At 46.6% G+C, this 25545-nt stretch carries 15 protein-coding genes and 1 riboswitch; of the genes, 3 read left to right on the top strand and 12 right to left on the bottom strand.

Going from position 1 to position 25545, the window contains the following annotated elements:
- Positions 1-169: 169 nt before the first annotated feature.
- The 8 genes from NYE58_RS05000 to NYE58_RS04965 all read right to left on the bottom strand — a co-directional run bounded on the left by NYE58_RS05000 (position 170) and on the right by NYE58_RS04965 (position 17509).
- Positions 170-2734: a DUF4430 domain-containing protein gene (locus tag NYE58_RS05000; protein ID WP_341001231.1), complete on the bottom strand. Its 2565-nt coding sequence runs from the start codon at positions 2732-2734 to the stop codon at positions 170-172.
- A 170-nt stretch (positions 2735-2904) separates the two neighbouring features.
- Positions 2905-3107, bottom strand: a riboswitch (cobalamin riboswitch).
- Positions 3108-3234: 127 nt separating this feature from the next.
- The gene (locus tag NYE58_RS04995; RefSeq protein ID WP_341001230.1) at positions 3235-6231 is read right to left on the bottom strand and encodes a GAP1-N2 domain-containing protein; all 2997 of its coding nucleotides are present in this window, start codon (positions 6229-6231) and stop codon (positions 3235-3237) included.
- Positions 6228-7490: a hypothetical protein gene (locus NYE58_RS04990; RefSeq protein ID WP_076129587.1), complete on the bottom strand. Its 1263-nt coding sequence runs from the start codon at positions 7488-7490 to the stop codon at positions 6228-6230. The genes NYE58_RS04995 and NYE58_RS04990 overlap by 4 nt, the downstream gene beginning before the upstream one ends.
- 82 nt (positions 7491-7572) lie before the next feature.
- On the bottom strand, positions 7573-8214 hold the full coding sequence (locus NYE58_RS04985) for a beta-mannanase (protein ID WP_341001228.1): 642 nt from the start codon (positions 8212-8214) through the stop codon (positions 7573-7575).
- A gap of 24 nt (positions 8215-8238) precedes the next feature.
- Positions 8239-9513, bottom strand: a complete 1275-nt coding sequence (locus tag NYE58_RS04980; RefSeq protein ID WP_076129588.1) for a vWA domain-containing protein — start codon at positions 9511-9513, stop codon at positions 8239-8241.
- Between the two features lie 293 nt (positions 9514-9806).
- On the bottom strand, positions 9807-12209 hold the full coding sequence (locus NYE58_RS04975) for a transcription initiation factor TFIID (RefSeq protein WP_081387491.1): 2403 nt from the start codon (positions 12207-12209) through the stop codon (positions 9807-9809).
- A 4-nt stretch (positions 12210-12213) separates the two neighbouring features.
- The gene (locus NYE58_RS04970) at positions 12214-15603 is read right to left on the bottom strand and encodes a tubulin-like doman-containing protein (RefSeq protein ID WP_076219740.1); all 3390 of its coding nucleotides are present in this window, start codon (positions 15601-15603) and stop codon (positions 12214-12216) included.
- Between the two features lie 88 nt (positions 15604-15691).
- Positions 15692-17509, bottom strand: a complete 1818-nt coding sequence (locus NYE58_RS04965) for a vWA domain-containing protein (RefSeq protein ID WP_341001227.1) — start codon at positions 17507-17509, stop codon at positions 15692-15694.
- Positions 17510-17714: 205 nt separating this feature from the next.
- Between NYE58_RS04965 and NYE58_RS04960 the strand changes: the two genes are divergently transcribed.
- From NYE58_RS04960 to NYE58_RS04950, 3 genes are all read left to right on the top strand, one after another.
- Positions 17715-17867, top strand: coding sequence for a hypothetical protein (locus NYE58_RS04960; RefSeq protein WP_155986556.1), 153 nt, complete (start codon positions 17715-17717; stop codon positions 17865-17867).
- A complete protein-coding gene (locus tag NYE58_RS04955) occupies positions 17860-18786 on the top strand; it encodes a hypothetical protein (RefSeq protein ID WP_036680808.1) in 927 nt (308 codons plus the stop codon). Before NYE58_RS04960 ends, NYE58_RS04955 begins: the two co-directional genes overlap by 8 nt.
- A 147-nt stretch (positions 18787-18933) precedes the next feature.
- Entirely contained in the window at positions 18934-20706 is a 1773-nt protein-coding gene (locus tag NYE58_RS04950; protein WP_341001226.1) for a hypothetical protein, read from the top strand.
- 662 nt (positions 20707-21368) lie between these two features.
- Here NYE58_RS04950 and NYE58_RS04945 read toward each other — a convergent pair.
- The 4 genes from NYE58_RS04945 to NYE58_RS04930 all read right to left on the bottom strand — a co-directional run bounded on the left by NYE58_RS04945 (position 21369) and on the right by NYE58_RS04930 (position 25498).
- Positions 21369-22769 carry an ADP-ribosylglycohydrolase family protein gene (locus NYE58_RS04945; RefSeq protein WP_341001225.1) on the bottom strand — a complete coding sequence of 467 codons (1401 nt, stop codon included), beginning with the start codon at positions 22767-22769 and terminating at the stop codon, positions 21369-21371.
- A gap of 507 nt (positions 22770-23276) precedes the next feature.
- Positions 23277-23831, bottom strand: coding sequence for a pyridoxamine 5'-phosphate oxidase family protein (locus NYE58_RS04940; protein ID WP_076308981.1), 555 nt, complete (start codon positions 23829-23831; stop codon positions 23277-23279).
- A 461-nt stretch (positions 23832-24292) separates the two neighbouring features.
- Positions 24293-24550 (bottom strand): hypothetical protein, encoded by a 258-nt coding sequence (locus tag NYE58_RS04935; RefSeq protein WP_341001224.1) that lies wholly within the window; start codon positions 24548-24550, stop codon positions 24293-24295.
- Positions 24551-24910: 360 nt separating this feature from the next.
- Positions 24911-25498: a GyrI-like domain-containing protein gene (locus NYE58_RS04930; protein WP_341001223.1), complete on the bottom strand. Its 588-nt coding sequence runs from the start codon at positions 25496-25498 to the stop codon at positions 24911-24913.
- Between the last annotated feature and the right edge of the window lie 47 nt (positions 25499-25545).

Here is a 25545-nt window from a genome sequence, read left to right as displayed (position 1 = left end):
TCTATTTTTATCGGTCGGAAGGGCTAAGAGTTTGATGATTTTTAAAATATTGTGTCGAATAAAAGTATATATTGTCATAAAACGACTTTCCTCAAATAAAAAAGGGCGGGCACCCGATCCGCTATTACTCCGAATCCATGTGTGCCCGCCTAATCAAACTTCCTCTTCCTTATTCTCCAGAGGTATAGTACCAGTACAAAGTATCACCGTTCTGCAAAATATAACTGTCTGCACTGATGCTTGGATCCGCATCCCGGTTCGTTTTATACTTCCATCCGCTGCTTGGGCCTCCATCAAATTCAGCCAACCCGTCAATAGATTTCACGTAGATGCTTCCAGCGTTGCCGGATGATACTACCTTAGTCCCTAATTGACTGACTAGTAAGCTATAAGCCGTTTCGCCCTCTTTTAGAGCTACTGTTGTACTGGCTAGGATGGTTCCTCTCCGGCTATCTCCAATCACTGAGAGGGTAGCGGTAGCTTTTGCTGGAGCAATAACAGACGATCCGACAGTCAGAGACTGAGTATAACGCGCTACGCTCGGTACGCTATCTTTAGCATAACCGGTAACAGTTATTGTATAGCTATTTGCTGGGAGACCCCCATCAACAACAGCCACACCTTGTTCATTCGTGATTACCTTCTTATCACCAATCGAAACCTGCACACCTGCAGCTGGTGAGGTAACCGGATCAGAAGTGAAGCTTTCCTGATCCCACACCCACTTTTTCTGTGAAACCTTTACAGTAAAAGCTTCATTAGCTTTTGGCTGTGATGGGGTAAGCACCACAGCATCTACAACCTGTGTATTTTCTCCTGCATAATAGACAAGCACACGATCGGATTCCTGTAGTTCGAACGCATCCATACCCACACTTGGATATATCCACTCCCCGCCGCGTGATACCACGAAGCTCCACCATCCGTCGTAAGTACCTTGCGAAACTCCATGGATACCTGATACAAAGTTGCCATAAGACGATTTGGTGATATCTACTTTAAAATCATCGGTAGACCCTAGTTGTTGCAACGCTTCAAGGGCATTGGAGGCTTTCAAAGTCCCCTCACTAATCAACCCTTCCGGGCCTTCAACGGTTAGCGAAGCTGTTACATTCTTAGAAATCACTTTTAGAGCTTTTGTATATTTAGCAATCGTTGGGGCTTTGCCTTCACGGTAGCCAGTTACAGTCAGTGTATAGTCACCTGCGGGCATATTTCCTGAGAATACGGCCTCACCTTTAGCATTCGTCGTTACCGTCTGAGCTCCAATTTGGACCTGAACACCCGCAGCTTTTGCAGTTACAGGAGAGGAAGTGTTCGTAGCAGCGTCCCATTTCCACGTCTTACTAGTTACAGTGACGGTAAAGGAATCGCCCTCTTTAAGATTTGCTTTGGAAAGCGTAACGGAATCCACAAGCTTAGTGTCATCTCCGGCATAATAAACCAGTACCTGATCTGAATCTTTAAGTACAAAATCACTCATGCCTACATCGGGATTAATCCATTTTCCGTCACGTGATACAACATACATCCATCCGTCATAACCACCAAAGCTTCCAGCAGCAATACTTCCGATGCCAGTCACATAACTGCCCGAAGGATTTGTGATCGGCAAGTTCGTTTGAAGCGCCAGCTTCTCTAACGCTCCAAGTGCGTTGCCAGCATAGGCGTACCCTTGTGCCAACGTGGCCTGTGGTCCCTCAATCGTTACTGGAGCGTAGATGAGTGAGCTCTGAATGGAGGATTTGGAAAAATCGTATAGCTTACTGTTGCTTCCTTTATATAGCAAATTATAGGCAACCAGCGCCTGAAGACCTTGCTCTGTCGCCAGAATATTACTGCTTCCACCACGGCTATGGGTGAAGCTACCATCAGCTAGACGATAGCTAAGCAGGTTCTCCATTAGATCCACTTTGTTTTTGGTGTATTCTAATCCACTAGGATCAACTCCGAAGGAGGTGAGTCCAAGGATTGCTTGTGCGCTACTTTCAGCACTGTCACCGTAACCCCCATGGCTATCTTGAGCTGTAGATAACCAAGCTACGGCTTGTAGCCCTGCTAAGTAGGCTTCGGGATTATTTTTATGTGCCGCCAGAGCCGTCAAGGTTATCGCTGTCATATCAGGCTCACTTGCACCTGAGGTTAGTGCAAAGCCCCCATCCGGATTCTGTTTGGAGAGAATCTCCGTAAGGAGCTTATCCGCCGTCCATTTCGCGTCACTTGGGATATTATATTTACCAGAATCCAGCGCAAGTAAAGCATATACCGGATTATTAAGCGTCTGTTCACTGAGCTTGCTATTATTATAAATTTTCTCAATCAGATTATAGCCAGGAGTCGTTCCGTTACCAGCAAAGCTAGTAGGATCTGCACCAATCGCTCTCACTGCGAGCACGATTCGAGCATAATCGGTTACATTGGTGAAATCGCCAGCTGCATCCTTTACTTTTTTCTCAAGCTCTGAAAGGTAACTAGCCGGCAGCTTGTACCCTGCTTGCGCTAATCCAATGGCTTGCCAATCCGATTGCACGCCACCTTTCAAGAGATATTCTGCAGCCGCATAAGTCGCATCCGCAACATTAATCCGCTCCGCGGCAGTTGCCTCCAGACCGGCGCCAGCGCCCGCTTCTGCAAATATTTGTCCCGCCGGAGCAAGAGATGTTCCTAGAATTGAAATGACCATGAATAAGGCCAGCCCAAGTGCTACAAACTTGGAAGACATGATTTTCTTCATTGTTTAACCTCTTTCTGTATAAGAATGGGTACTGCCGGGAATAAGACGCATAACATAAAGACCGCCCCTTTGGAGGGCGGTCAGGGAAGATTACAAATTGAGGCTGCGGCGCTTGCTTCCTGCCAACAGTCCATCTGTATATGTTCCACATTCTTACCCCACGAAGAATAGAAACGCTCACGAAAAAGGCAGGTCTCCTGGCTAATGCTTCATCGCTGTTCTTCACCTTCCCACCCTACCTTCGGGGCAGTGGCTTATAGAAGAAACGCTCCGCACATACAGTGGCGGGACCGCGCCGGACTCTTGCACCGGACTTCCCTTTTAAGCAGACGACTAGATTGATTTAGTCTGCACCTTTTCCAGTATGTAGTATCTTATTTTGACATCCATAATCATATCTATTAATACATAGCATGTCTATAGAAAAGCTTAGTATGGGCAGCAAAAAAATGAACAGCAATACGCCACCTTCCGGTAGTTATTGCTGTTCAGAAAGCTTGTTATTCGACTGTTCCATCCGGACTTGCAGTCCGGGAGGGTTCAGCACTTGAATCAGAAGCTGGTGGAATATTAGGATCGGGATCTACGATCAATGTAAATCTTCCGGCTTTGATCATACTTTTCTCTAGAATTGTCGCTCCAGACTCCAATGTAACCTCAACCTGATAGGAAGGTTGTTCACCTTCAGTCACAGCTGTTGCGGAAGGTAACCCAGTGCTGTTCTCAGTATCAGAGGAAGGCGTAGGAGACGGAGATGCATCAGCTACAGAATTAGTAGCATCTGCACCTTCTGCTGTTCCTCCAGTAGTGCCAGCGGTATCTGACTCGTCAGCGGTGTTTCCCTCATCCGTCCCATCCGTTGACGGCACTGGACAAGTGCCATTTGTAGCAGCGACCTTAAAGCTTTTATCTATCTCTGTAGACGAAGACATTAAACTAACCTCAGTCGGTTGAAACTGCACACAGTCATCTGCACTTGCGAAGGTGAACACCAATATGCTGCTCCCCTTATCTCCTTCGACGCTCTGATCCTTCAAGTATACTGAAGCCGGAGGCAGCATATTGCCTGCACTCTGAACAGGGGTCGGCTCAGGGCTTGTCCCCGGCAGAGCCGTCTTCGTATCATCCGGACGCAGCATACTGAATACGATAATTGCAATAATCACCAGAATACCCGTAATGGAGCCGGAGATTAAGAGTCGAAATCGGCTGCGGCTGATCCAGCGCGCCAGCGGGGAAGCCAGTTGGGAGCGGGCTTCATTGTACACATTTTGCAGAGCAGGCCGAGCTGCCGCGACATAGTTCTTTCGGAATTCCCGATTCTTGAACGCTTCACGATCACTGCTCAGGAAATACTTCAGAATCGCCTTACGGTAACCCGGTTGCAGCTTTTTATTCGAAACCGTAAATAAAGGATTGCCTTGCGACCAAGCAAAAAACCGATAGATGATTTCTTTGTCGGAACCGGCTTTACGCTTTAACAGCTCCAGAAGCGCATCGTAATCCAGCGGACCCCCTTCACGCTGAGTTGTATAGTAAAAGGCTAGCGGAAGCCGTTCAAAGGGTTCCAGAACACGCGCCTCTTTTAGCAAACGACGACCCAGTAGCTGCACATCGTCTAGTTCCTGCGGAGACAATCCTGTAAAAATCTCCTCATTCGGCTTCTCTTCACCAAACCAGCGGTAAGCGGCACGCAGCGCATTCTCTTTCTGCTTGCTAATCCTATCCAGTGGCGGCTGCCAATCGACAACATTACCATACCGTAAAAAAACTACCTCCAGAAGCTCCTCCTGCGTCATATCAGAAAGCGATAAGCGGTTCAGTAAGAATCTATCTGCTGAAGCAGCAAGATCCTGCATTAGGGAGAGTGCCTTAGGAGCAACTCCTGTTCCTTTGCGGCGATCTTTTTCTGCCTTATCTACAATTTCATGAATTTCCGCCACAGAAGCCACCGGATCATGCTCCAGCTGGAGCTTTTCTAGCAAATAATCCTTCACAGCATTTTGAGCAAAAGACTGCTCTAACGCCACTGGCAGGAACCGCCCCCAATGGAGCACAAAGCTCAGAATATCCGCAGATCTGGACGCCGCAGCTAGTCTTGATTCCATGTAAGGCTCAAGCAGCTGCTTACGGAAATAAGTTTCAGACATCACGCGCTGGAAGTAAGCTGCACTTAACTCATCATTACTCTCAATGATCCCGTAAGCAGCACTCAAGATATCCTTGCGGCCCGCTTCCACACTATGAAGCATCCCATTGATGAAATAATCCACGATTTTGACCCTGTAATTGTGATCCTTAAGTACAAAATACTCTTTAAAGCATTCCATAATCGCCGGATCTGGCACATTTCTTTGCCGAATCAGATCAAATTCCCGGTCAAATCTTTCTAGGAAAATATCATTCAAGCGGATTCTAGAATGAATTGCACCGTCTGGTTTAAGGTAAGAAAGCAAACCACTTAGCACCGCACTCTTGTTTTCCGTATATAAATGCTCGTTCCCTTGCTCAATCTCATAAAATATAGCCAGCTCATTATAGAAAGAAAGGGTTAGCTTGTGCTCAGGACTCTCTCCACGCAGAATCTGATCGGCGAAGCTTACGAAGTCGTTAATATCTCCTGGATTCAGCAGTAACAGCTTCCACACCAAATCAGCATAAGGCTGGCGGGTCTCGCCAAAATCGACATTCCCCATCCGTCCGGAAGCCAAATCAAAGGTATAATCCTTCTCAATACTGCGATCACCGGGACGAAGTGAACCTTTTTCCACAAAGCTAAGATGTATATATTTACGGCTTTGCGGTTCATTCGCATACGTAATCACGCCTAATCTACGGCGGAATTCATACGGCAGCACGCTATACAGAATTTCTGTAAGCTCCACCGCCCGCGCGGACAACTCGGTGATAGGTACGTTTAGAGCCACGTAGATTTTTTTCTTACCTGCTACAGAGAGCATCACCGCTTGCAATAATGCCTTGAATATCCCTTCATCAATCCCTAACAGGCGTAAGCCTGCGATTGGATCAGGGCTGCGGTCTGTGCGAACAACTGGAATAGAGGGCAGCTCCGGCAAGGTTCCACCAAGCTCTCCCGTATAACGCTCTGCAAAATCAGCATGCAGCCAGTCTCCATAGCTCTGCACAATTTCTTCGGAACGTGAAGCAGGAACTACATAGTTATGTGCAAAAAAAGCGCTTCGTTGGCCTGTGAAATCGGCCGCTTGATAACGACTAAGCCCAATAACTGTATCCCCGTTCTCAGCATGAAATAGGTGCAGCGCACCAGGATATGCAGCCTCATCCTTCTCTCCACGTGCGGTTAACTCCGCAGGAGCATCGTAGAGGCAGAAGGGATGAAGGATTTTTTTCACAAAATTATTGTCTAGACTATCTGATTTCGCTACCGTATCGAAGCCTTCTGTGGAACGAAACACTCCGCGACGTTCGCGGGTGTACATCTGTTGGGCGATTGTTGACCCTGAGAAAACATTCACGGGCCGTCGCTCCCCTCAATATACTTCAGCTTATGCAGCAGCCAAATAAAAGGCTCGTCTACACGAATCGGGCTTACTACACCCTCAATCTTTTGATTCACAGGGTTGCTGCCCAACGCAGATACTGCAAAATAACCCGTATTCGCGAAATAAACATCCATTGTATCTTTAAAGGGTCTGTCCACCTTACCAATAAATCTGCGAATTTCCCCGTCGATATTATGAAATTCGTCCATGTTTAATGTTTTGCGGTGAACATAGTTATTGAACACATTGCTGTTGGACTTGATGTAATCGCCATCCTCATCCTTCAGTGAATGCAGCATATCACTTTTGGCAAGCACAACCGCTGTTGGAATGTCTGTTTTGCTCTTTTCCTGATAGGCAATAAAATCACCGAACATCGTCAGCACCACATCGCGCGGCTCGTCATATTGTGAGACCCATTCTCCCGGGCGGTCACCGATGTTAATATGAATCTTTTCACGGATAGATCGGATTTGCAGCGGATCGACCATAAACAAAATACCCGCAGAGTTCTTGATATGCTGACCATGAAGTCCAAGATAATCCTGATCCACCATACCCTCACCTGCTACATCAAAGAATACAAGTGTCAGTGGCGGTTTATTTTCATCCTTAAAGACAAATTGAAAGATAAAAGGCTCCTGCATTTTTTCCTTCTGTGTAGAAGCCAACAGATCTCCACGCTCAAAAAGCGGTTCCTCATACAATGTACGGAACTTACGGCTAATCTCTGCATTAAGCGGCATACAAGCGGCATCAAAATGACCTGCTGTAGTATGCTGCAATGTGTGGATCAGCGAGGTCATATACACCGATTTCCCGACTTGGGATGCCCCGATAATCGAGATGATGTTACTTGGCACCTTCCCGGCAGTCACCGGCAGCTCATTATGGCAGGACGGGCAAAGCCGTCTGCGCGTAAGCACACCGTAACGATCCGTAAGCCCAGTTAACACATGATCCGTGTAATGATGATATTCTTCCGGAATATCCGCCGGGTTGATAATCGCTTCTATGTCATCTACCGTATCAAGCCCAAAGCGCTCACGGTATTTGTTCAAGGCGTCATCCTCACCCAATGCGTAATTTTCATCGTCCTCCCGGCTGTGCATAGCCCGAAAGACGACATCCTCCGGAGAGAACTTGGTGAAGCAATACGGGCACACTATATCGTAAAAAAGCGGCCGCGGCTCCGGCTGATTCTTTTTCATAAAACGGCTAAAAAAAGACATCTACTCATCCTCCCAAAAGTTGTATCTACGTACTTGCTATGAACGCACTGCTCATTACCCGCTTGTACGCGTAGACCCAGTCTCACTCCGGTACCAATTCGTAATAAAGCCCATATTTCTTGCCATCGGTGAAAAAGATGCGTACAAAATCATCCTTACCGATTTCAATCGGCGGAAGTACATTGCGTCCAGGAGCGAAATCCTGGACGAAGGGAAAGAGAATACCATCCTCTTTCCCTGCAGGATGCCCTCCACGTTTCTTGACATAACAGAGGACATCCCGTGCCACGGGCACTTCTGCCGTAATCGCCATATGTACGGTCTTTTGTTTTCCGAATAAGGCTTTTTTTTGTTGAATGGAATAATAGATCCGGGCTTTGCCTGCACTGACCATCACCCGGTTCACACCATCATTTTGCCTCACCAGGGCAGTCTCACCGTTCTCAGCAAGACGAGCAAATATCGTATAGGATATCAATCCGATCTTATCCAATCGATCACGATAACCATTGTTAGATTTGTATTCCTCACGAGTGTAGAGCTTCATCCCGACCGGCGGATCATCTCCGGTTCCTATGTCAGCCGCTTCTGCGGAGGTTTTGTGGATGTACACCGCCTGCACGCCGTCCGGCCAGCGCCATCTCAGCGTACAGAATCGGTCATCCACTTGGGATGTCACATCCGTTATTCCCGGAGCGGAAGCATTAACCTCGGCGTACCTCATTACTGTAAACCCCTTTCCGCTACACTAGAATCCTTTGCTGTTCCGGCTTCTGCGCCGACCCGGAAAGTTATCCGATGCTGGTGCAGGCGCTGCGTTATTGTTTCTTCTATTTCGATAAATACGTCCTTCTCCTACCGGAATGACGCCTGTAAATAATGCAATAATAGCAGCTAATATAAGAACAGCCAGAAGACGAATAAGACTATCTGTAAAGGAGTCACCGCTAAGTCCAAATTCCAGAATCAGTCCTGCGAACAAGCCTGATATTACGCCGCCAATCCCAAAGCTTTTAGCCAAATGACGGTTATCAAACATAATTCCCAGACCTAATCCAAGCGCAGCTCCCATCAACATCAGTGACAAAATACGAACCGCAGCATAATAAGGACTGTCTGCCGTTGAATCACTGCGCTCAGTTAGCAGCGTCCGATCTCCCAGACGGTCATAGATCTGCTGGAACACATCGCCCAGCAGGGCTGAATCCTTGACATCATAATAGTGTCCGCCTGTCACTCTCGCAATATCCTGCAACAGCTGAGTGCCTGCTGGATCATTCAAGCCCAGACCAATGGTATTCACGGCAATACCGCGCTCTACATAAGCCTGCAACTCTCTTGTGGTATCGAAATTACTCACTCCGTCAGACAACAAGATGACCATGGCTCCTTGGTCTTTTTTGCCGTCACTGTCAATCTCCTTGAGTGCCTCTGAGACCGCACCGCTAATATTCGTGCCGCCTTCGGTTGGCTGCAGATTATCGATTGCAGTCAGCACCTTCTCACGATTCTCCGAATTTGAGAGTGGCGTTAAAGGTTGGACAACTACCGCTTCGTTGTTAAAGGTCACCACGGCTACCTTATTGTCAGTGTCCATTTTTGTAATTAACGCTTTTGCTGCGGAATACCGGCTATTATCGGGATCACTCTGTGTCATACTGCCTGAGTCATCGATAGCCATTACTACATTCTTAACTGGTCTGGCTCCGCCAAAATTCAGCTCATAAACAAACTCCGTTAAAGCTCCAACACCAAGTGCAAGTACAATCATCAGAGGCAGCAGCTTCCACGATAACCCCAGATAGCGCTGCTTCCATGAAGCTCCGTTCAGTCGTGGCGAGATCATCTCTGCAAGCAGGCAGCCTACACCGACTCCCAGCGCCACAATAGCAAAATAAATACCCACAAGCAGGATGGAAGGCAGATCGTTATACCAGCTTAGCAGCCATTCGCCAAAAAGAAAGGCGACCCCGCCGCCGATCAGACTGAAGAAGAGCAGCAGCAGATTGATTTTTCTCTGCATCGTTATACTTCCTTTCCGGGTAAAATCTGAATTGTACTCTTATCCTTTAAACATTCCGGGGGTTATGCTGCCTGATAAACGGGCTACCCGGATGTGTTATCATCCCCCAAATTGCACTTTGTGCAATAGAATGGAATAGGAGAAACATCTATTTCTATTCTATTGCATAGTGTGCAGTGGAAATAAGGAGAAATGTCCCTATCCCAGAAATCTAATTAAGAGTTATATCCGATGACTCTATTGCACCAAGGCAATAAAGGGACTTAAAGTGAGGGTACCTATCTATTACGCCATCAGCGCATCTCAGGAAGCTGATCTTCACTCAGCCCATGGAGCTGATAGCCATTCTGAGCATAAGTCTCATAATAGACCTTACCGTTGCGATAATAGAGCAGGTCTTCTAAATGAAAGCCGCCCATCAGGTTTAGCTTCTCCACTCCGCTCCTCCGCTGCTCATGCACGAATCCTAACCGGTAAATCCGGGTTGTCTCATCCACTCCAAAGGCGTAGCGTAGGAATTCTGATGAGCTGTCTCCGAAGAAATATTTCTCCTCATGACGATGCTCTTGCGTGTATTCGAATAGCCGAACATTAATGGCCGCGCCCTCTTCCAAATTATGATACAAGCGCTTGAACAGCTCTTCCCTCGATAGAACCTGACGATTCTCATAGGCTGCCGCAACATTTGCACGCCGCAGAAGCTCTTCCTCAAAAGATAAATTAAAAGGTTCTGCTGTCAGCAGCTCCCGGCGGCAAATATCAATCAAACGCTCAATCACAGCTTCTTTCCCTTGTTCTAAGAGCTTGGAGATACTGCCCATGTACTTCTCACTGAAGAATATTCCAGGTCCACGCCGGGTTTCGATATCCTTCATCACTTCTTCTGTGACTACGCGGTAGTATTCCATTACGTTCTGACCCGTTGTTTCGTTTGTTCGCCCAATGCTGTCCATAACAGTAATACGCAATTCTTCCTCCAAAGTCTCCATAGCTTTCACACGAGCCATACTTTCCATATGAAGCTGCTCAAGTGCAGATTCCAAACGACTGCATAGGGCAAGCTCACTTTCTAGGCCCAATAGTTCATATTTTTTGCCATATACGGCTGAGAATAAATAATGAATGAAGTTACGTACTGTTCTTTTATCAAAAAGCGGCACACGCTGGAACGGCTGGCGCTCCACGCTTTCTGCGTAAAGATCCTCAAGCTCCTCCTGCATGGAGAGAATCGCGGAACGTAAGCCTGCCATATGCTGACGTAAAAGATGGAGCACACTTCCGGCTTCATCACGATCTGCCGTCCACTCCGTAAGCTGATAAAAGTTTACCGCTGGCGTAGATGTTTCCTGTGCCGCCAGCATAGTGCGCCATTGGCGTAATGGATTCATTCCCTCTACTCTCCGGTTTGACTCTGCCACAAAGTTATTGCGGAAATAAGCTTCGCCCCCGTCACCGAACAACTGCCGTTCAGCTTCACGAAGTGACAGCTGCTTCAGTTCATTATAGGTAGGGCGTCCGTGACTCATTAACCCCGTCATTTCATTCAGGCCGTCTTTCTCCGGAAGTAGGTGTACCGCGTGTTCCCGCAAGCTGTCAGGGTCCAGCCCTAACAACGCCTGCCGTTCACGTATAGTCCACGAACTACCCTCACGCATATCGGAGACAAGCCGCCGGAACGCATGATACAGCACCGCCAAAGCAATTTGAACATTAGGTCTTCTTACCCCGGAAAAGCCAGCAGAGGCGTAGCCTTGTCTTCCAGTGCTGCCCCTGATGCCGCTTTTGAAGGTCATATTGTTATATCCGCCATGACCAGTAGCCTGATCAGAAGCCGGGCGGACCCGATTTTTGAGCAGACTAATATGAGAAATAATCTCGTAGTTGTCATCCATACCGTGTGCAGACATCATACCGCGCTCATTCTTATCGGAGAGCAGATACACAAGGTCAAATAATGCGGAAGGACCATGGGCAACTGGAATCGACAGACCGTCTTCCGTCACAAGTAACGGCGCATTAAACTTATAGTCCGTAGCTTGCATTCTGTCCAATTCACGCAGAAAAGCCAGCCCTACTGAGCTGGAATATCCAAAATTATCCCCTTGCTCCCGCTCATTGATCAGAGCGTAGAGATCTGTCTGTACGGACTTAAAGGACTGGCCGAGTACAGCACGAGCCAGCAGTGTAATTTCCGGCAGCAATACATTAAGCGGATCATCAACCCGCGTAATGATAGAGAGATGGATGACGTCAAAAGATGAATATAGACGTCCATAATCCGCTATACTGTTGCTCAGCCGCCGGATAACTTTATTCATTTCAGCAAGATAACGTGTATCCTCATGAAACTTGCGGTAAAGTTCATGACGCACAGTGCGTGGATCTGACCCTGCCGTTTCCGGCAAGGCCATGGCCAGCACCCGGTCTTTTCCTCCCGCAACAGATCCACTTATACTTCCGTCTATTCCCTCTTTTGCCGCACCTGTCACAGCATGTAATGCCATAACACCGCCGGCGTTATCCCATTTTCGTTCGCAGCTATCCAGCACCGGACCGATGGCCGGAGCAACCTTGTCGCCTACGAACAGAAACAGGGCAGGGTAATGGATGCTGCTGCGTCCATCCCCTTTGCTGCGCTGTGCCTCTTCCTGTACCGCATATTGTTCACCATAAGATAATGCCTGTGTTTTGATCATAGGCCTATTTCAACTTTCTGCGGATACTGCCGAGCTTGCTAGTCATGCTCTTGTAGAATCCGTACATCTCATCGCCGCTCTCATACTCTACCCGTTCGTACTCCAAGCTGTCGCGTGCTTCCAGGAATGATACATACAGTCCTTCCAGCTTATAGAGCAGCGGGGTAACGTCTTCAGCGGCAGTCATTTCACCTGCACGACGTGCTGCCTTACGCAGCAGTACGCTGCGGCTCTTCTCATCCAGCTCCCGGAAGTGACGATACACGGCATACTCTACATAGCTGCGCTCTTTCATCAAATTAGCAAACGGCTCCCAAGCGTCCTCTTCTTCATCACGGTCATAAACGTAGAGTGCGCCTTTTTTGATAATGCTGTCCGTATACAAAGCTTCAATGAACTGATCCATCCACTTATCTTCGTCCAGATATTGATGAAGCACACCTTCAAGCTCAGCGGCTTTGGCAGTCAGTTCAGCATATTTAGCCAGCTCCACACGAACACGTGAAATCAGCTGCGGTGAACGAATGAGATTCTCCTGCGCCATGTCCTTGTTGATGCTGCCAAAGATATCTTTAATGCCTTCCCGCTCCAAGCCCTTCTCACGCAGGCTCTTCAGCTCATCAACCGCCTTCTTCACTTCACCGAGATTTGGGCGTGTAGATTGCAGCTGCATATCGAAACCGTTCAAAATGGCGTCCAGATCAAAAGGTTTGGTGAACACAACAGAATATCTGTTACTTGTGTTCTCATCTACACCTTTTTCAATAATGACTCCACTTGCCAGCGCATTTGCAAAGTCTGCACGCACTCTAGCGTTATAATCACGTACACGAGAATTGACGTAAGTGTCGCCCCATGATTTTTCCGGAATCGGAGAAGGCAGATACGTCCAGTTGTTCTTATCCGTCATCACGAGATGGCGGCCGATCCCTTCCTTGTCGAGAATGGTCCGCTCATAGTTTTCTTCAAACACCCGCAGCGGCGTGTATACGAAAAGTGGCACACCGTTACGTGTATTAAGCCAGAAAATACGGTTTTTCACTTGGCTCTCCTTGATCGTAAATTGCGATTTGCCAAGCGCATTATTCTGATAATTACGAATCCCTTTTAGGATACCCGGCGCTTTAACAGGCACGGAAACGAAACCCCATGATGGGAAATGTAAGCTGCCTGAGCTATTGCTAAGGTGGAAGGTAGGCACAGCCTCTTCGTCCAATTTACCGGCAATAATCCGCTCAACGAATTTATCCAGCGGCTCTTCATGGCCGAATTTCATCACAAGGAAATCCTCCATCGAACGGGTAATCAGATCCCCAAACTTATCGCTAAGGAATTCCGAAATTGAGCGAACGATATCAATCTCCTGCTCTTTGACCCAACGTCCGGAATGCTTCAGCATTTCACGGGTGAAGTCACGAATCAGGTCGTCGCCGTCCTTCTGATCCATAATCTTGGAGATGGTCGCCGAAATATCCGGCACGTTCACAATGTTCCAATAATAAGTTTTGTTTCCTTTATAGTCTGCCTGCTCTTCGCCATTGATAAGGATGTCCCCGTTCTTGGCAAAAATCGAGCTAAGCGCACTAAGAATCTCTGTAAACACACCGTAAATCCGGCTGTTCTCATCGTTTAAGAGCTCATATAAGTCCTCGTAAAATTGAATCATTTGCTCAGTGCGTTCTACATCGGCGTGCAGCCAATACTCATTGATTTTAGCCTCAATATAGGCATTTTTCTTCTTCTCTTTGGAGACAAAAGCACTGCGGGCATCGCTCAGCTTCTCATCCGCACTGTCCTGCGCTGTCTCAATATCACGTGGCAAACGCAACAAGCTTTCACGTAAAGCCTCAATATAAGACTGAATCAGCTTCAAAATACAGAAGCCCTTCTCGGTATACAGCAAGCGGGAAACGTAGAACGGTCCTTGCTCTGGATGCAGGAATATGCGCTCCAGCTCTTCACTGAAACGTCCCACAATTTCGCCAGGCAGCTGCTTTTTCGATTTGATATATTCTTCACGGGCACGAGCCAGGAAGTTCTGCTCCAGCTCTGTATCCATGCTTACCACTTGATTCTTAACAACATTGGCATGGCTCAAGCGTTCGCTGTTCTCGTAGCCTGGCAACGGCTCAGGCACACGGGATTCAAACGTCTTGATCATACTGTCGAGATCAATTCCAAGCTTACGTGCGAATTTTTCTACATCCTCTTGACCTGGCGCCTGCTGGAACATTTTTTCCATTTTATCAAACAAGCGGAAAGCCAGGTAAGTCGTCATTTCCTCAATCGGAAGCACAGCGGACGAGGCACCGATAATGTTGTATTCATAGTTAGCTGGGTAGGTCTTGTTCATCTGCGCAATGTTGGTGCGGATATTGCTGATATAATCATGGATGGCGAATTCTTCACCAGACTGTTTTTCTTCACTCGCCATAAAGTTCGTGATGTTCTCCGCCGTTACGTTCATACAGTAATCGTACGCATTCTCCAGCAGCTTACCCTCGGTATTCGTTGCAGAGATCAAATGACATAGATTAAATGGAGGCAGCGGTGAATTTACTGTCAAAATATTACCGTATTGCTGCTGGAACCGCTCACCACGACTGTCCACATTCATCCAGTAATCCAGCTCTTTTAGCGCTGCATAACCGTTCTTGCGAATATATTCACGCGTGTGCTCGCTTAGACTTTTATTAGACAGGTTCACGTCAGGTGTAAAGAGATAACCCAGCGTGTTCACACGGTCAATACCGGCTGATCCATAGTCACGTTCAATAATACCGCGCACGATATAGGCAATATCCAAGAAAGCCCCACTGCCTGTACCGCCCGACAGACCTGTCAGCAGAAAGACCATCAGCTTTTTGTTAGTGCCTACGGATAACGTCTTGATCTTCTTATCAATCGCGCCTACAACCTGATTAATCTTGGTGAACAAAAGCAGACGTCCAGCCTGCCGCACACCAGCAGCACCATTCATACCATCTGTGATACTCAGCTCAGGTGACAGCCAATCCGTAATGTACGAATCGAGGATACTACGGTTCTGTAGCAGTCCGCCGATTTCCGCATTCGCCAGGAGTACAAATTCATTTTGCGGGTCCAGCCCAATGCCTTTGTATTTTTTTCCGCGATCCTGTTCATTCGTCTCAAAAGCTAGAAATTCTACATTATCCGGCTTGTCCCGTTTCTTCTTGGATATAGGATCCTCCGGCAGTTTAAAGCGGCGGTTAATCTGATATTTAAGACGCAGCAGGGCATCAATGCCCGTGCCGCCTAGTCCAATGATCAGGATCGGATTATCAATCGTATCCACCCTGATTTTATCGCTGACAATCCCGCCGCCTAGTGATACATCCAACTGCTGTATATGCTCTCTTACTACTGGTTTCATATGCTTATCCTCCTAAAAGTTTTGCGGAAGCTGTACTTCAGATATCTTGCAGCAAAACTGTTTCTGCGGCATACATTGCCATTGCCTACTATACTAAATATTCCAGATAAATCGTCTTATCTACCGTCTGTAGAGATACTGAAACGCGGTCCCCACTCTTCAGTTCAAGACCACGCGAAGCATCCGCAGCACGTCCGGATCTCTCCACAGTAACACCTTCTCCGCTGCGTAACAGCAATCGGTCATTCTTAGACGGTGTGAAAATAACAGTTTCGCTCTCCTTCAGTTCAGGCGCCAATTGCAGCAGCTGATGAAGGCTGAACTTGCCCTTGAAGCCTGCAAGCTTCTTATATTGTGGGTAGGTCTTCTCACCCGTATTGCTGTCTTTAACCTCTACTACCAGCTGTCCAACAAAACCACGTGCCGATTTCTTATTCAGCACATACCATGCTGCACCCGCTGCCAGCACTAAAAGAATGCCCCCTATAATGTAATACAGGGTTTTGGATGAGGCTTCCTTCAGGGGTTCTTCGTTGCCAGTCCCTGTAGAAGGTGCTGTTGTTGCTGCTCCGCCTGTCTTCGCGCTGATCTGGATAGGTGCACTTTCCCGATAAAAGCTGCTTTCCTCTGCCCGTACCTTCAACTCGTAGTTATGGCTTTCTTTTACCTCAAATGTACCCTTGAAGACAGCTCCGGAGTTATCCAGTTCGATTTCTTGCACATCACCTGTATCAATATCTGTAGCAAGCAGTACCGCCTTCATATCTTGATACAAATTACTGAGTGTTACCTGAGTACCGTTGCTGAACAGATGGGAGGTGATGTCGATTTTATCACCCTTTTTATAGGTTGCTGATGGCAACGCATCGATCTTAAGCTCCAGGTCATAGTTAAAGACTAGATTAATATCAATCTTATCCTTTGGCACACCTTTAACCTGAAGTTTCCAATCTCCTTCCTGCGGTGACAGTAGCTTAATCAAGCTATAAGTAGAAGACTTGGACAGCAGGACATTGTTTGAGGGGATCGTAACTTCTTTCCCTGACGGGTCCGTTAATTTCGCTGTCACAGGCTGTGAAGACATAATTGAGATATTGGCTTCCAAAACACTGCCGTTAGGCACGTTGACGGTCACATCCTGATAATCGCCATTTGCAGTAATCGACTGCACAGGCACTACCTTCAGCTTCAAATGGCTGGCAAAAATCTCACTCAGGATTTGCGGCAGATCATCTGCTGAGTCCGTCGAAAATGCTTTACCACCCGTCTCACTGGACAGGTTGGCGAGGCTTTGTTTATTCAGCTTGCCATCTGCATTTAGTCCAATAGTATAGATGGGATAGCCATTTTTTTTGGCAACCTCTACGGCCGCCGTCAGCTCTTTATCTGATTCACTTTGCGTCCGGCCTGTCGCTTTATTGAAATCGTTATTGCCGTCAGCGAGCATTACAATGATAGGCTCATGGGAAGGGTCACTTCCATTCTGCAGAACCTTTACAGCTTCCTCTACGCCAATAGCGATATCGGTGTAAGCTCCTCGGTCCAAACCATCAATAAAATCCTTCAAATCCTGCTTATCGCTCTCCGAGCTAATTTGCAGCAGGGCCTTTTCCCGTTGCACCTTGTCGGTATAGGCAACAATACCTACTTTATCACCTTGGGTGGATAACATATCTATGAACATTTTCATCGCTTCGTTGGCGATTTTGTTCTTGTCACTAGTCTTCATGGAGTTGCTGACATCAATAAGAAGCACAGCGTCAATGTGAGATTGCGCCGACGTTGCCGCATAGGCCTTAACAGCTGCAAAAGGCGAGGCAGCTAGACAAAGAGCCAGGAGCAATGCCGGAAAGATACGTAGAAAGAGAGTCTTGTTTGTTCTAATACTTTGATATTTACGAAGCATAAATAGGGCTCCTCTTGTGTTATATTAGGCACATATGACAGGTTCAGCACTATCGCTAAAATCTGTAAATAGCATGCCATTATGATATAATTAAACCTTGTAAACTTCAACTTTAGGACCGCCGGACCCAGTGCATTGATGCATAGAAGATTATCATTCTAAAAGCCATCTGGACTGCAGAGCGTCCATGAGAAAGGATTGTTCCATGATTTCATACGTCATTCTTGGGATTACGTTCCTAATTGCCGTAATTCAGATTTCCATTTATGCCGCACATCAGCGCAAACCACTGACACGTGATGATATTAACGATCGACTGCTAGCCGCTTTGAACGGAGGCGATAAAGGCCGTGAATAAGAAAAGACCCGTTACCTTCCGGCCTTTCAAGGCCCCGCGTTACGCTTATGACAAGCTGCGAATCTGTCGCCACTGCGGGCGGTATACCGCTCTTGGCGAAGACCGCTGTAGCAAATGTGGCAGAGCCTCACTTATTGCTGTAGAGCAGCACGCAGCATCACTAGCCAGACGGAAGATGCATACCCGCCTACTATTCATCTTACTGCTCACACTAGCCTCTGTCTATTTTGGAAATAGCATCCAACAAATGATATTGTGTGGTGCCGGGGGTCTTGTGCTTGCTGGACTATTGTACTATACGCAGCGAAAAGTAAGGCAGAACGAGAATCTTCGTTCTCTCAATGAGCTGCTTGGTCGTGGGATCGGCATCATCAAGGAAGGGTTGGAGGTCAACCGTCAGGAAGCTGTCTCCGTACTCCGTGAGGATGATGTTCTTGCCTATGAGAAGCTGCGCGAGCTCTCCATCCTGCTTCGCGGCGACCGGATCGCGCGGCAGCGAGTGGCTTTGCTGCATGGATTTTTACTCCGCAAGGATATGGATCTAGAACTGGAGCAGCTTCTTCTAAAAGACTTCGAACCACTGCTAGCCGAATATATCGGCGAGATCGCTAAAGTCCGTCCTGATCTCATTAAGGATCGCACACTACGCTACGTGAAGAACTATGAAGTGGAGATTCGCCAGATGGCTAACGGCTTAACCATCCTTACGAGCGTTGCAGGAGCGGCGGTAAGAATGAAGCGTTATGCCCTGCTCTACTCCAATATGATTGGCCGATACGTGCAAGATCTGCCCAAGGACCGTTTTATGCGGTTGTCCAAACTCATTGCTGCGAATCCCCATGAACCTTGGAACGGCTTAGACCTCAGGGTAGCTGACATTCGTGAAGCTAAATATCGCTGGGACCCGGAGGTCCAATAGACCTGAAAGCTAAGATGAACCAATATAAAGCAAACATCCTTATTGATGACAACCAACCGTTTCTCAAAGAAATATAAGGATGATGTATACCGTGAAACTTATACTTTCTTAGGCTTTCTTATATTTTGAAAAAAGAGGCTACTCTATATGACGTTCAAACAATTAATAACCCTGCGAAACTTTATGATCATTTTGTGTATATGCATGCTTGTGCTGCTTGGACAGAAGGTTTTTCTCATCGCAGATAAAATACAAATCACCAAAGAAGCCGACCGTCTCTACGCTGCCGGGGATCTGATTAATGCAGAGGATCAGTACCGTCAAGCAGCGGCCAACTATTCCATTGATTACCAGGAAGAAAGAGTCGCAAAACGTCTGGATGAATTAGCTCCAATCACAGACATCCGCAAAGTTCTGAATGATTTGGTAGCCTCTACTAAGGAGGAGGCAGCGACTAAGGATTTTGACGGATTTATGAAGAGCTATCAAGCTCTGCTCAGTTTAAAAGCTACATATATGAAGCCAGGCGGTTCCTATGAATCCTATTATCGCCAGTTATCGTCGGCCTCAGGCATTTCAGACCAGTTCACCTCTTATTTCCGTCAGTTTAAGGAGCAGTTCCTTGCCGAGCTTGCCCAGAACCAGAGCGGAGGGGTGAGTAATGAAGAGAACTTCAAATGGAATCTTTTGCAGATTCCTGATGCTTATTATGGAAGTACAGCTTCCAAAGAGGATTTACTAGCCTCAAAGTTTAAAAGCCATGACACAGCTATATTAAAATCCTTAGCAGGAGCAGGAAACTTTACCGGCATGCTGGAAAGCACCCTGTCCCTGATGAGTGCTTATAGCCAGCATAATTACGAAGCTCCTTGGGTACTTCAACAAGCAGAAAGCAGCGGGAAGATCATCCTGAACAAGGATCTTGAAGGTGACAATATCACAGCTTTTGCAGGGCATGCTGTAGCTTATCGTAATTTTGCAGGATCGGCAGGTATCACTTCATCAAAGGTGCTGACTTTGATCGATACCACTAAGGCTAAGCTACTAAAAAATGCCAAACGTCTGACTACTAAAGGTCAATATGCCGAGGCGATACAATTATACGGAGATCTTGCCCCGCTAGAAGATACTTCGACAAACATTGCCGCTGCTAGGCTGGCCTGGAATATTGCAGAGCCTTTTCGCCTCCTTCCTGGCGGTGAAGAGCAAGACAAATACGACAACGTCATCTCCCGCAAAGGACTATTAGGTACAAAAGTGATCGTCGCCGGGACGGATAACAGTGGCGTGCTCTATTATGCCGCGATGAATAACGACGACAATGTGGTCACATTAACCGGAAACAGCTTGCCACGCTTCGAGAGTCTGCGCAGTCTTACTTTTAATGAACAGTTGGCAACCTCTTCAGGTGTACCTGTGGTTTTAGCCCAATCTGAGGTTGAAGGTGGACGCACCCTTTTCACAGCGTATGAGATGAAATCGAATGGTATTTCGCAGTTATTTTCTTTAGCTGGTGATAGTTATGAACTGCAGCCGGATGACTCTATTCTCGTGCCTAATGCAGATCTTGGAGACGGTGTTGACGGGCAAACGGCACTTTACCGTAAAGTAGACGGCATCTATCAATTCGCGGAGATTGTTCAGGAGTATGCCGTAATCTCAGCTGCGGATCTGACCACTCATCCTTTTGAAAAGGTCTCTTTTCATTGTGAGATCGTCGTAGATAACTTCGGCAATAGTCTGGCTTACTCGGATGGGATTTATATTTTGCTCCAAGGAGAAGTGGGTTCCGTTACAGGTAACGTGTTAGTTAGTGGCCAATATCAGAATGGATATGAGCTCGTTGGAACAGACATGGGCGAGCAATATGTGCCTGTGTTTATAGTGGAATCCGTAGGTAGCATGAGCTTTGGGCGGTAGGGATTTGGGATACAGGATACAGGATACGGGATACGGCATACGGGATATAGCATACGGGATACGGGATACGGCATGCGGGATACGGGATACAGGATACAGGATACAGGATACGGCATACGGCATACGGCATACGGGATAACCTTGTCTTTGTGTCGGCTCGACGATCCTGTAAGCTCCACCACTTATAGCAACTAGCGTTGAACAGCGCTTCGATGGTTAATAGGTACGTAATGCCATGAAGATCACATAGCTCGTTAATCATTCGTAATTATCCTGTAGTCTAAGTCTCGTTGATTTACCTATTGTGGATGTTTTTAACAATCCATTGAACTTTCAAGTAATCTGCTCTAGACGCTTTCACACCATTGGTTACGCATCATCCCTTATGTTATCTACGTTTGATGTAACATCTTCAAGCAAATTTGCCATTGTTAGCAGTACCTGTTGCTAGACAAAAAGACACTAACCGGGGGTTGGTGTCTTTTTTTCCATGTACTAGCAGTCTATGGATAGATGAAAAAAATCAAAAAGTAACCTGTTACGGGATAATGTCGTATTGCATTAAGCACGGTGACTTTTACTCAGCTACTCAATTGGCACTTTTAATTTCTAAAGCACTTCTATATAGGTCCCACTTAACCATTTTTTTGATGAAATCAAATTCAAAGGTTTAAATCGGTGTTCTCGTTTACATAGAGCTCGCTGGGTTCAATTCGATGTTGGTGAGTATGCAACAGCTCTGGCAAACGCCCCATCCGCTCAGCCAAACGGGATAGCTTTTGCTCATGAAAATTAGATAATCCCGTATGAATCCGGTCTTGGAAAGGCTCAAGCCATCTTGTTTCCAGGCTGTCAGAACCGAAATAAACCCCGAGCAGAGAGCCTGCTGTTGCTCCAAAACTATCCGTATCGTTGCCTTGCATCACCTGCTTGCATATCCCGTCACCGACATTGTCTGCAAATCGAAATGTATTAATTAAGGTACCTATTTCCTGATAAACCTGACAGTGACTATAATTTGCATACTTATGGTTAATGCTCTGATAAGCTTCCAGCCAGTTATCTGCATTCGCTACCCTCTGCAGGCAATCCTGAGTAATCTCATAGAATCGGCTCCTTCCAGGTACGAATTGCAGTGCAGTACTTATTATTTTAATAGGATCGCGCAGCACTTGCGCAACTGCAATCGCAGCGGCGATGAACATCGTGGCGTAGATCCCCGTCCGGCGATGTGTAAAACTTGCATCACGCCAAGCTAGCTCAGCGGCAAGAGCGGGTTGACCGGGGCAGGCATAACCGTAAGCATCTGCGCGAATCGCTGCTCCGCATAGTTCTGTATCTTGCACCATGAAGTCGGGCCAAGCCTCTATTTCAGAATGATTGAATAGTTCTCTATCATGCTCCAGATAGCTAATCCCCGATCGAAGCAAGATGGCCCTCTCCGGCCCCCAAGTAGTACTTATCGGAAGATGATTTATCCATAAATCTCTTAAATTTCTTTTCGTAAAACCATCGCCAAATTGTTCTAACGCCATCATTCCCATTAATGTGTAATTGATATCATCATCAGGTGCCACATAACGAATCCGCCCCCGCGTCGTCTCAAACCAAGACCAATGTCGACGATCCAAAGCATGGAGAACTTCATCAGAAATGTAATCATTCAGTGGCCATTCCCCTACAGAAGTTAAAGCTTTACGTAATTCCGACAAGCTGGGGTTTACCTCAATCGGTTTGCCTAGCATTGAACCACAGACTGAAGCGAGGAATCCCGCCTCCACACGCTTGGAGCTATCCTTAAGATTCAAGATTCCGACTTGGCCTAAAGGTCGTGCCGGATCGCATTCCTTCCATATCTCTTGTAAATCGTTTGGTTCATAGTAAGGCCAATTGTCCCTCATTGGAATGGCCACCAAGCTATGAGCGAATTCCAGATAGGCATCATAGCTTGCGGGAAGCTGTTCCAGCTTGGCTAAATAACCCGAGGTTTGATGCCCCTGTGCAAATTTATTGCGTAAAATCCCCTCTAATTGACGTTTAAGAAATGCGAGTGATGGCAGCATGCTGTATCTCCTTTGTCCGTTTATTAATCTACGTTTCAAATGATTTCTACATGAGAATGTAAACGATGATTGATGGAAAAGCAGCCCATCCCATCGCCTTCATTATAAGTTTAAATAAACGAGCATGCGATGATAGAAATAACAGTAAAAGCAATAAGTTTAATAGACTATTAAATAGGGAAAGACACTCTAAAAAACCCTCCAATGGGATGCCAAAAGAATCGTCACCCTTATGTCCTTCATTTTTTTGATTACGGGATTACAGGTTACAGGATTACGGATTACTTGTTGCGTTCAATTAGCTTATTACTTTGCCTAATGAGATCGAATGTAATGGTTTATAGCATACACTGTATCCACCTAGTGAACATTTATAATGAGTAGTCAAGCAACTATAGCGACTTGGGTGTACATATACGAAGCAGACAACTTTTAATGACTTAAGTAAGCAACCCTATGGTTTGTGCCTTCCTTCTACTGACCATAAGTATGGGAGACCCTCTCTGGTCAGTTTTTTTGTCCAAGAGGTGTGGGTAGCCCGTCTATACTCTTAGTGTTTTTCTCTTGTCTATATTCTTTCAGGCCTGCCTCGCCCTTTTGGATAGACCAACGCTGCAACGTATCCCGCTCACCCGCATAACTCATGAATGGGACCGAAAATCCGCAGGAAGTCTGTACTTTATGAACATCTATCAAAATGATCTGTCTAGCTCCAGGCAGAGATGTAAACAAAGGGGACAGTGTTTCCCATTCTCCTGATTCAGGCAAAATCACAGCCCCTGTTCCATACAGTCTTAAAATATTAGGCGGCCCCTCAAACGCACAAAACATAACCGTCACTCTTCCATTTTCCAGCAGATGCGCGCTCGTCTCATTACCGCTGCCAGTCATGTCTAGATAGGCCACCTGATTAGGAGACAATATCCGAAAACAATCATGTCCTTTCGGCGAAAGGTTAACATGCCCATCTTCTGAAAGCGGCGCTGACCCTACGAAAAATAGGTGCTGCCGAAGAATAAACGCTTCATGTACAGGTAGTATAGCGGTAAATTGTTTTCCCATTTGGCATTCTCCATTTCTGTATATTTGTGTGTTGGCTAATTGGTCATCTCTACTTCAACTCTATCGGATCCGCCGACTCAATGAGTTCCATGAACTACATGAACTACATAAACTACATAAACTACATGAACTACATGAACTACAACAGCTTCACCAATCACCTCAGTTCCATCAACCACATTTGCTTAACTAACTAGCTTTGCCGACTACATTAACTTCTACAGTTACATTAGCTCTATCAACTCCGTTAGTTTCACCAACTGAATCAGTTCCTTAAGCGCATTAACTCCACTAACAACAACAGTTCCACTAGCTCCTCCATCAAACTAACTTTGACTAGGTCCAAGCGGCGTTTGCCGCTAATGTAGGGCATTTTTGACTCTCTTTCCTGCTATTTTAGCTCGGGGCGGCTAATGTAGGGCACTTTTGCCTCTCTTTCTTGCTACTTTGGCTCGGGGCGGCTAATATAGAGCATTTTTGCTCCTATTTCTGACAAATTCGACGCTTTGCAGCTGATGTAGAGTATTTTTACCGTTCATTCGCGCCACTTGAGCCCAATCCAGCAAATCTACGGGATTTTTACCGTTCATTCTCGCCACTTCTGCCCAATCCAGCAAATCTACGGGATTTTTACCGTACATCCCCGCCACTTGAGCCCAATCCAGCAAATCTACGGGATTTTTACCGTACATCCCCGCCACTTGAGCCCAATCCAGCAAATCTACGGGATTTTTACCGTATATTTTTCCGCAGACACATTAGTTAAGTATATATACTCTAGGGCTTTTCTTATGTCTCCCCCCGTCTGCCTAAATGCAAGCCTCAGCAAAGATTAACAACACATCCCGAGAATATTCTCTTCCACCGTCAAGTAACCCTTCTCCCCGGTACCTGGCCGTCAGCAAAAATAGGGACTACCTCTCGGCAGCCCCCTTTCTCTCGCAAGTTGCTTGATACTACTGTCAGAAGCAAATCCCTTAAATCCCTTTTTCCCTATAAACACTTCCTATAACACTTTCCCTAAAATCTCCCGCTTAAGCACTTAACCCACTAAGCACACAAAACCATCCTTCCCCTATCTATTCAATCGCAATATAAATCTCAACCTGCGTGTCAGCAGGGTCAAAATTCCGTGAATCATAAATTTCAAAATCCCCCGTGTAAGTTCTTACCTCCCCAGACTCCTTAAAGTACACCCAAATCTCCCCCCACGCTTGCGCGACTACTTCAAATACCGGACCTTTTTTCGTCTTAAAAACCATGTATTTGCTCTCCGGTACAGCCGCATAGGTGAACTGGTTTTCCACTAGTTCGCTTTCCTCTAGTTCGCTTTTCTCTAGCTTGCTTTCCTCTAGCTCGCTTTCCACTAGCTCGTTTTCCTCTAGCTCGCCTTCCTCTAGCTGCCTTCCCTCTATATGTCTCTCCTCAGCTACTTCATGCCCGATCACAACGGTATACGCTCCGTTCGCATCACTCTCATAATCCGTATACAAAGCATAGATATACTCAGGATTTACCGTAGCTATCTGCCCCGCAATATTACTCTGAAAATAAGTTTCCCACAGCTGCGACAAACCTCCATCAGGTCCCATTTCTGCTTCATTAGTTGTGCGTATGCTAACCCCCGCCAAGGTCATTTTTGCTTTCTCTACAAAATAAGTATTCATCCATTCTCCCTCATTTCCTGTGCTTGAACTTAGTATATACAGGCAAA

This window comes from Paenibacillus sp. FSL L8-0708, assembly GCF_038009325.1.
GTDB lineage: Bacteria > Bacillota > Bacilli > Paenibacillales > Paenibacillaceae > Paenibacillus_AQ > Paenibacillus_AQ odorifer.
Note: the sequence above shows the minus strand (reverse complement) of the source record. Positions and strands in the feature narration are given on the sequence as shown.